The organism is Sphingomonas faeni (assembly GCF_024273235.1).
Classification (GTDB): Bacteria; Pseudomonadota; Alphaproteobacteria; order Sphingomonadales; family Sphingomonadaceae; genus Sphingomonas; species Sphingomonas faeni_A.
Genome location: NZ_JANBVH010000046.1, coordinates 23,515 through 33,147, shown reverse-complemented (window position 1 = coordinate 33,147; position 9,633 = coordinate 23,515). Strand labels below are relative to the sequence as shown.

5 protein-coding genes are annotated in these 9,633 nt (G+C 67.8%); all 5 read left to right on the top strand.

The window, feature by feature from the left end; translation table 11 throughout:
- Window positions 1-115: 115 nt before the first annotated feature.
- The 5 genes from NLI89_RS18935 to scpB all read left to right on the top strand — a co-directional run bounded on the left by NLI89_RS18935 (window position 116) and on the right by scpB (window position 9,618).
- Window positions 116-2,038, top strand: a complete 1,923-nt coding sequence (locus NLI89_RS18935; protein WP_254688399.1) for an autotransporter assembly complex protein TamA — start codon at window positions 116-118, stop codon at window positions 2,036-2,038.
- Window positions 2,039-2,100: 62 nt separating this feature from the next.
- Entirely contained in the window at window positions 2,101-6,192 is a 4,092-nt protein-coding gene (locus NLI89_RS18930; protein WP_254688398.1) for a translocation/assembly module TamB domain-containing protein, read from the top strand.
- 221 nt (window positions 6,193-6,413) lie between these two features.
- Window positions 6,414-7,415, top strand: a complete 1,002-nt coding sequence (locus NLI89_RS18925) for a glycoside hydrolase family 3 N-terminal domain-containing protein (protein WP_254688393.1) — start codon at window positions 6,414-6,416, stop codon at window positions 7,413-7,415.
- A gap of 881 nt (window positions 7,416-8,296) precedes the next feature.
- Entirely contained in the window at window positions 8,297-9,019 is a 723-nt protein-coding gene (locus tag NLI89_RS18920; protein WP_056055791.1) for a segregation and condensation protein A, read from the top strand.
- Window positions 9,016-9,618 carry an SMC-Scp complex subunit ScpB gene (gene scpB, locus NLI89_RS18915; RefSeq protein ID WP_254688392.1) on the top strand — a complete coding sequence of 201 codons (603 nt, stop codon included), beginning with the start codon at window positions 9,016-9,018 and terminating at the stop codon, window positions 9,616-9,618. The genes NLI89_RS18920 and scpB overlap by 4 nt, the downstream gene beginning before the upstream one ends.
- Window positions 9,619-9,633: the final 15 nt, after the last annotated feature.

Below are 9,633 nucleotides of genomic sequence, written 5' to 3'. Positions count from 1 at the left end.
CGGGCCGGCCGCCGTCTTCTTCGTTCTGACGACAGCCGGGGCAGCCGTTTCCGGTGCGGATGCACAAACCGCGGCCGTTCCCGAGCAGCGCGCCACGCAAACCGCGCCTGCTCGCGTGCCCACGACCGATCCATCGTCCGGTTCGCGCGCGCGTGCGTCGGCGAGCACCCCCGCGAGCACCCCAGCCGATACCCCGGTGTCGCTCGACCCCAATTCCCCCCTCGCCGCGCTGCCGGATATCGGCGTCGGCTGGCCCGATCTCGCCACGTCGCCGATGGATCCGGCCGCAGCGATCGCCGCCGTCGATGCCAATGCCGAGAGCCGTTATGCCTGGCGGATCGACGGGATCGACGGCATCAACGACACGCTTTTGCGCCAACGGTTCGCCCAACTCTCGACGCTCGACGCGAACGATCACCAGGCCGCCAACGCCGCGCAGCTCGATCGGCGGGCGCGCGAGGATGCCGACCTGCTCAACAGCCTGTTGCGCGCGGAGGGCTATTACGACGCCAACGTCGTCACCCGGGTCGAGCCCGGCGCGAAGCCGATGGTGGTGCTGTCGGCCACCCCCGGCACGCTGTATAAGTTCAAGGGCGTGACGATCGACGGTATCGCCGCGGCGGGCGACAAGGCGCCGGGCCTCGTCACCGCGTTCGGCGTGAAGCCCGAGGATCCGGTCAATTCCGACGCGATCGTCGCCGGGCAGGCCAAGCTGACGACGCAGATCGGCCGCGAGGGCTTTCCCTTCGCCAAGGTCGGCGATCCGGCGATCGTCGTCGACCACGCCACGCGCACCGCGACGCTCGACCTGTCGGTGCAGCCCGGCGGCGTGCGCAAGTTCGGGCAGATCGTTGCACTCCCCGGCAACCGGGTGTTCGGTGCCGATCACGTCGCGGAGATCGCGCGCTTTTCGCCGGGTGACCTGTACGACGCGGCCAAGATCGACGATCTCCGCCGCGCGCTGATCCAGACCAGCCTGGTCTCCGCCGTCGACATCAAGCCGGTGCAGGGCGCGACGCCCGATACCGTCGATGTCGCGGTGAAGCTCGATCGGGCGCCGCCGCACACCGTCGCGGGCGAGCTCGGCTATGGCACGGGCGAAGGCGCGCGCGCGGAAATCAGCTGGACGCACCGCAACCTGTTCCCGCCCGAGGGTGCACTGACGCTACGCAGCGTGCTGGGGACGCAGGAGCAGCTTGGCTCGATCGTGTTCCGGCGCAACAATTTCCAGGCGCGCGACCGGGTCCTGACGCTGCAGGCCTCCGCGGTGCACACCAATCGCGATGCGTATGACGCGAAGACCTTCACGCTCGCGGGCACCCTGGAACGGCAGACCAACATCTTCTTTCAGAAGACCTGGACGTGGTCGATCGGGTCCGAACTGATCGCGTCGGACGAGCGCGACGTGATCCTGTCGACCGGCGATCCGCGGCGGCGGACCTTCTTCATCGGCGCGCTGCCGACCAGTCTCAACTATGACGGCTCCGACGACCTGCTGAACCCGACCAAGGGCTTTCGACTGGGCGGACGGCTCAGCCCCGAAGTGTCGTTGCAGGGGGCGGTGTTCGGCTACACGCGGACGCAGTTCGACGGCAGCGTGTACCAGCCGATCGGCGGCAGCGTAGTGCTGGCGGCGCGCACCCGGCTCGGCACGATCGTCGGCGCGCCGCGCGATCAGGTGGCGCCGTCACGGCGGTTCTACGCCGGCGGCGGCGCGTCGGTGCGCGGCTATGGCTATCAGTCGATAGGCCCGCGCGACCCCAATAACGACCCGATCGGCGGGCGCAGCCTGACCGAATTTTCGATAGAAGCCCGTGTGAAGGCGTTCGGCAATTTCGGCATCGTGCCGTTCCTCGACGCGGGCAATATCTACACCTCGCCGCTGCCGAAATTCACTGGGCTGCAATACGGCACCGGGATCGGCGTGCGCTATTATTCGAACTTCGGGCCGATCCGCCTCGACGTCGGCACCCCGATCAACCCGCAGCCCGGTGATAGCCGGATCGCGGTGTACGTGTCGCTGGGGCAGGCGTTTTGAGCGAGGAAGCGACCCTTCCCAAACGTCGCATCGCGTGGTGGCGCTGGATCGTCAGCGCAGTCATGGCGTTGCTGGTGATCCTCGGCACGGCGTTGCTGATCGTCGATACGGGGATCGGGCATCGTTTCGTCGCGGACCGGATCGCCGCGATCCGGACCGCGAACGGGCTGCGCTTCACGGTCGGGCGGATCGACGGCTCGCTGTACGGCGAAACGCGGCTGATCGATCTGCGCGTGTATGATCTGGAGGGGCTCGTCTTCCAGGCGCCCAATGTCGAACTCGACTGGTCGCCGTTCGACTGGTTTTCGAACCGGCTGGAGATCCGGCGGCTGATCGTCGATCGCGCGATCCTGACGCACACGCCGCGCACTCGGCCGTCGAAGACGCGAGGCCCGATCCTGCCCGATTTCGATATCCGTATCGGCCAATTGTCGGTCGGGCGGCTGACGCTGGCGAAGCGCGTGCTGGGGACGCAGCGGATCGCGCGGCTCGACGGGCGTGCGGATATCCGTTCGGGGCGCGCGCTGGTCGACCTGAAGGCGCGCGTTGCGGGCAGCGACGACCTGGCGCTCCGGATCGATGCCGAGCCGGCGCGCGACCGCTTCGACATCGACGTCGCCGCAAAAGGGGCCGCGGGCGGCGTGCTTGCGCGGATGGTCAAGGCAAAGGGGCCGGTCGCGCTGGCGGTGACCGGCGACGGCCGCTGGGCGAAGTGGAACGGTCGCGCGAACGGCATGATCGGGACGACGCGGGTGGTCGATCTCGCGCTGGCGCAGGTCGCCGGGCGCTATACGCTGTCCGGCACGCTCGCGCCGTCGTCGCTGCTGAAGGGGCGGCTGCAAAAGCTGACCGCGCCGCGCGTGCTCGTCAACGGCAGTGCAGGGTTCGCCAATCGCCGGCTGGAAGGGCAGCTCTCGTTGCGCACGCCGGCACTGGCGGTGGACACGACCGGCATCATCGATCTCGGCACCAACGCGTACCGCGACGTGCGGATCAAGGCGCGGCTGCTGCGTCCGCCCGCGCTGTTTGCCAACATGACCGGCAACATGGTCGAACTGCGCGCGATCCTCGACGGGCCGTTCGCGACCGCGGCGTTCGACTACCGGATCGACGCCAGCCGCTTCGCCTTCGACCAGACCGGGTTCGAGAACGCGCACGCCGCCGGCAAGGGGCGGCTGTCCGCCGCGCCGGTGACGGTGCCGATCCGCTTCACCGCGGCGCGCGTCACCGGCGTCGGCAGCGTCGCGGGCGGGATCCTGCGCAACCTGTCGGTCGACGGGCTGCTCCGCGTGACCCCGACGCTGCTGACCGGCGACGCGCTCAAGCTCCGGTCCGACAAGCTCACCGGCAGCATCAATCTGGTCGTCGACCTGCGCAACGGCCAGTTCGAGGTCGGCATCAATGGCGGGCTCGGGCGGTATCTGATCCCGGGGCTCGGCATCGTCGACGTGAAGTCCACGCTTCGGGTGGTCCCCGGCCCGAACCGCAAGGGTACGCGCGTGATCGGGCAGGGCAGCGCGCAGATGGTACGGCTCGACAACGCGTTCTTCCGCAGCCTCGCAGGCGGATTGCCGCGGATCACCACCAATCTCGAACGCACTACCGATGGTGTCCTGCACTTCACCAATCTGGTGCTGACCGCGCCGCAGATTCGGCTGACCGGCAACGGCGATCGCAGGCGTGACGGGACGTTCCACTTCGAGGGCGGCGGGCGCCAGCAGACCTATGGTCCGCTCACGCTGAAACTCGATGGGCAGATCGAGAAGCCGACGCTCGATCTCGTCTTCGCGAGCCCGAATGCGACGCTCGGCCTGTCGAACGTCCGCGCGCATCTCGATCCGACGGCGCAGGGGTTCGCCTTCACCGCGGCGGGTGGATCGCGGCTCGGGCCGTTCACGACCAACGGCGCGATCCTGTTGCCGCCGGGGCAGGGCGCGACGATCGCGATCGCCGCGTTGAACGTCGCCGGCACCAAAGCGAGCGGCAATATCGCGGTCGTCGATGGCGGCTTCAACGGCGCGCTCGCGGTCGCAGGCGGCGGTATCTCGGGTGAACTCCTGTTCCGTCCGGTCGGCCAGATCCAGCGCATCGAAGGCCATCTCGCTGCAAAAGCCGCGACGCTCGACACCGTTGCACTTCGCCAGGGCAAGCTCGATTTCGTCACGTTGCTCGATCCCGCCGGCACCTCGATCGAGGCGACCGCGACCGGGCTCGGCCTGCGCCGCGGCGCGCTCAGCCTCGCGCGGTTCAACGGTTCCGCATCGCTCCGCGGCGGGGTGGGCACGATCAAGGCATCGATCGCCGGCTCTCGCGGTCGCGCCTTCGATATCCAGAGCGTCACGCAGGTCACAGCGAACAGCTACGCGATCTCCGCGCAAGGCACGCTCGACGGTCGCCCGTTGAAACTCCTCACGCCCGCCGTCGTCACCCAGGCCGAAGACGGCTGGCACCTCGCCCCGACCAAGCTCAGCTTCGGCGGCGGCGAGGCGCAGGTCGGCGGGCTCTTCACCGCGACCAGCACCGCGATCGACGCCAGCCTGACGCGGATGCCGCTCGCCTTGCTCGACATCGGCTATCCCGGCCTCGGCCTGAGCGGTTCGGCATCGGGGCGTTTCAACGTCGCCACGACGAACGGCGCCGCGCCGACCGGCAAGGCCGACCTCACGATCCGCGGCCTCGCCCGTGCGGGCCTTGTCCTGTCGTCGCGACCGATCGACGTCGGCGTCGCGGCGGTGCTGTCGCCCGACAAGCTCGGCCTGCGCGCGGTGATCGCCTCGGGCGGCAGGACGATCGGGCGCGCGCAGGCCCAGCTTGCACCGCTCGGGCCCAATGCTGGAGGAGGCGACCTCGCGTCGCGCATCAGCAACGCCCGGCTGTTCGGGCAGCTTCGGTACAGCGGGCCCGCGGACACGCTCTGGCGTCTCACCGGGGTCGAGCTGTTCGATCTTTCGGGCCCGGTCGCGATCGGCGCGGACGTCGTCGGTACGCTCGCCAACCCGACCCTACGCGGCGTCGTCCAGGCGAACGGCGCGCGGATCGAAAGCGCGACCACCGGCACCGTCCTCACCAACGTCCAGGCGACCGGCCGCTTCGGCGGCTCGCGGCTCGTGATCGACCGGTTCGGCGCGGACGCGGGCAAGGGCGGGCGGGTCACCGGCACCGGCCAGTTCGAATTCGCCGCCGCCGCCGGGATCGGCCTCGACCTGACCTTGCAGGCCGACAAGGCGGTGATGATCAACCGCGACGACATCGGCGCCACCGTCTCCGGGCCGCTGACGTTCAAGTCGAACGGCTCGGGCGGCACGATCGCGGGCGACGTCCTGCTCGACAAGAGCCGCTATCGTCTCGGTCAGGCGACCGCCGCCAGCGCGGTGCCGCAGCTCAACATTCGAGAGATCAACCTGCCCGAGGGCGGGGAGGAAACCGCGAAACGCACCACGCCCTGGACGCTGGCGATCAAGGCGCGTGCCCCCAACCAGGTTATGGTGAGCGGCCTCGGGCTGACCAGCGAATGGTCCGCCAACCTCCAGATCGCGGGCGCGCCCGACAACCCGGCGATCACCGGTCGCGCGACGCTGGTCCGCGGCGATTACGAGTTCGCCGGTCGCCAGTTCGAACTCGCGCGCGGCGTGATCCGGTTCGACGGCGGGGTGCCCGCCAACCCCGCGCTGGATATCGAGGCGAACGCGGATTCGACCGGGCTCAGCGCGTCGATCCGGGTGACCGGCTATGCGCTGAAGCCCGAGATCGGCTTCACCAGCACGCCCGCTTTGCCCGAGGACGAACTGCTCTCGCGGCTGTTGTTCGGCACCTCGATCACCAATTTGTCCGCGCCCGAGGCGTTGCAGCTGGCGGCGGCGGTGGCGGCATTGCAGGGCGGTGGCAGCGGTCTGAACCCGATCAACGCGGTGCGTCGCGCGGCCGGTCTCGATCGCCTCCGCATCCTCCCCGCCGATCCGCAGACCGGGCAGGGGACGTCGATCGCCGCCGGCAAATACGTCACGCGGCGACTGTATGCGGAGATCGTCACCGACGGTCAGGGCTATTCGGCGACGCAGGTCGAGTTCCAGGTCACCCGCTGGCTGTCGTTGCTGTCGAGCATCTCGACGCTCGGCCGCCAGAGCGCGAACGTGCGCGTGTCGAAGGATTATTGAGCGTTCCCGGTTGCTCACGCGCAATTCTCGCGAATTAGTACCTCCCCGGCGAAGGCCGGGGCCCAACTGGAAAGGTCGCAGTAACGAAATGCTGCCCTGGGTCATGACCGTCCCCCAATTGGGCACCGGCCTTCGCCCGGGTGGTGGCCTTATCTCGCGCAGCCCCTTCGACTTCGCTCAGGGTGAACGGTAAGGGGATTTTTTCGGTTTAGGACCCAGTCATGAAGCCCGTCATCTTCGGCCTGTCCGGCCCCGTCCTCACCCCCGCCGAACGCGCGTTCTTCGCCGAGTGCGAACCCGCCGGCTACATCCTGTTCAAGCGCAACATCGTCGATCGCACGCAGGTAAGGGCGCTGACCGACTCGCTCCGCGCGCTCGCCGGTCGCAACAATCTGGCGATCCTGATCGATCAGGAAGGCGGCCGCGTCGCGCGGATGGGTCCCCCCGAATGGCCCGCATTCCCAGCAGGCCCGGTATTCGATGCAGCCTATGAACGCGCCCCGATGACTGCGATCCAGGCGGCACGTGCGAACGGGCAGGCGCTGGGCGTGATGCTCAGCGAGGTCGGGATAACCGTCGACTGCGCGCCGCTACTCGACGTGGCGCAACCCGATACGACCGAAGCCGTGGCGTGCCGCACGTTCGGCGCCGACCCGATGCGCGTCGCGGCGCTCGGCCGGGCGACACTGGAAGGGCTGGCCGAGGGCGGCGTCGTCGGCGTGGTGAAGCATATGCCCGGCCACGGCCGAGCGCGCGTGGACACGCACCACCACCTCCCGACCGTCACCGCGACCTACGCCGAACTCGAGATCGACCTCGAACCCTTCCGCACGCTCAACCAGGCGCCGATGGGCATGACCTCGCACATCGTCTTCGACGCGTGGGACGCCGACCGCCCCGCGACGCTGTCCCCGATCGTGATCGAGCGGATCATCCGCGAGCGGATCGGCTTCGACGGGCTGTTGATGACCGACGACATCGATATGAAGGCACTGTCGGGCACCGCCGGCGACAAGGCAGCTGGCGCGATCGCGGCAGGCTGTGACCTTGTGCTCGATTGCTGGGCGCGGATGGACGAGATGGTCGAGATCGCCGGGCGCTTGGGTGAAATCTCCGACGCCTCCCGCGCCCGCCTCGACCGCGCAATGGCGTCGGTCGGACCAGCCAAAGGTGACGTCGCTGACCTGATCGCCACGCGGGATGCTCTGCTGGAGCGCGCCTGACAGAAAAACATGCGCCCATTGATGCAAAATTCAAAAGTTTTGCATCAACGTCGCGGTGCAAAGCAGCGGGTCGGCTGACGCTCAATAGCAGAGATTTGATGCTTTCCGCCGACCGAGCGATTTGGCAGGATCGAGCTATGCTAATTCGGAGAGCCTCCGCCGCCTTGCTTGTTCTGCTGGCTTTGGTGGCCTGTCTGCTGGCAGTCGGGAACCGGGCGGGCATCGATCACACCATTGAAAATAGCTTACGGTTAGACGGTCAATTCAGGATTGTTGCGGACGCCATAGGGGGCTTTCGTAGGAGCCACGGACGTTTACCAAACGCCAAGGAGCTTGGTGCTGTTTTGCCTCCCGCTAGCTCGGGAAGTTACGAAGTCTGGTTGGCGCCTTCGGGTTTTGATCAGTGCGATCGCGACGCCGCGAAATACAGCCACCTGGCGGATTCCGATTACGTCCTGATAGCGTGGCGGGGGGAGTGGTGGGAGTGCTATGCGCCTACGCGGCACATGAGCACACTTCTCGTCGAGCCGGCCGCCTACACGATGCTGGGAGCTGTTTGGCTAGATACAATAGCGTTCTTGGCCTTCGCAGCCGTTTGTCTGCTCGTGGCTTTCAAGCTCGGTATGAGACGAAAGGCGGTCGAGGAGGTCCTACTCTAGCGACTGCTTTCCTCCCAATCTCGGTCATGCGTGATGCAAAACTCACAACTTTTGCATCGATCCGAAAACGGCGGAGAACCGGGCCACACGGCTATGCAGAAATCTGATGCGGAATAGGTCGCGGTACCGGATGTTTACTGGGCACATGCGAGCGACACGAGTCTCCCGCTCACCCTTGCTTTCGCGGATGCCGAACCGCGGGCGATCCTGTATCGCGGCGTCATGGACGACGCCCAACTGACGCTGGATCTGGACGGGTGGGAAGGGCCGCTCGATCTGTTGCTGTCGCTCGCGCGCGGGCAGAAGGTCGATCTGCGGAAGATTTCGATCCTCGCGCTGGTCGAGCAGTATCTCGCCTACGTCGATTCCGCGCGCGCGCTGAAGCTGGAACTGGCGGCGGACTATCTCGTGATGGCGGCGTGGCTGGCGTATCTCAAATCGGCGTTGCTGTTGCCGCGCGATCCGCTCGCCGAGCCGGACCCGGAAGAACTCGCGCTGCGGCTGCAACTGCGGCTCGAGCGGCTGAGTGCGATGCGCGAGGCCGGCGCGCGGCTGATGGCGCGCGATCGGACCGGCCGCGACGTGTTCCTGCGGGGGGCACCCGAGGGGCTGCGGACGGTGCGGAAGGCGGCGTGGCAGGCGGAGATCTTCGACCTGATCGCCGCTTACGGTCGGATTTCCGCGCGGACGCGGCCGGTGATGCATGTCGTCGCCGACCGCGAGGTGATGACGCTGGAGGCGGCGCTGGAGCGCGTGTCGATGCTGGTCGGCGAACGGATCGACTGGAGCGTGATCGAGAGCTTCCTGCCCGAAGCCGGAGAACGTCTACGGCGATCCGCGCTCGCGTCGAGCTTCGTCGCTGCGCTCGAACTCGCGCGACAGGGAAAGATCGAACTGCGCCAGGCCTCGCCGTTCGCGCCGCTCTATCTGAGGGCGCGCGCGTGACGCCGCCGGATGATTTCGTACGGGCGGTCGAGGCGGTGCTGTTCGCGGCCGAGACCCCGCTGACGCTGGACTCGATCCGCGCGCATGTCGGGGCGGGCGATGTCCGCGCGGCGCTGGACCGGCTCATCGCGGATTATGCCGGGCGCGGTATCCATATCGTGCGGCGCGGCGAGCGGTGGCAGTTCCAGACCGCGCCGGACATGGCGCACATGCTCCGTCGCGACCGCGAGGAACCGCGCCGGCTCAGTCGCGCAGGTATCGAGACGCTGGCGATCATCGCCTATCACGAACCGGTGACGCGCGCCGAGATCGAGGCGATTCGCGGGGTGCAGATCTCGAAGGGGACGCTCGACGTGCTGATGGAGGCGGGCTGGGTAAAGCCGGCGGGGCGGCGCGAGGTGCCGGGACGGCCGCTGATGTTCGCGACCAGCCCCGAATTCCTTGTCCATTTCGGGCTGACCAGCCGGCGCGACCTGCCGGGGATCGACGATCTGCGCGCCGCCGGGCTGCTCGATCCGGTCGATCTCGCCTTCGATCGGCTCGAAGATAGCGAAGATGGCGGTGGGAATGGCGCAATCTCTGGCATTGAGGCGGGATGAGCCTTAGATAGGGTT

Coding starts and splice junctions, on each gene's coding strand:
- NLI89_RS18930 (WP_254688398.1), top strand. CDS start 2,101: ATGGCGTTGCTGGTGATCCTCGGCACGGCGTTGCTGATCGTCGATACG.
- NLI89_RS18925 (WP_254688393.1), top strand. CDS start 6,414: ATGAAGCCCGTCATCTTCGGCCTGTCCGGCCCCGTCCTCACCCCCGCC.
- NLI89_RS18920 (WP_056055791.1), top strand. CDS start 8,297: ATGGACGACGCCCAACTGACGCTGGATCTGGACGGGTGGGAAGGGCCG.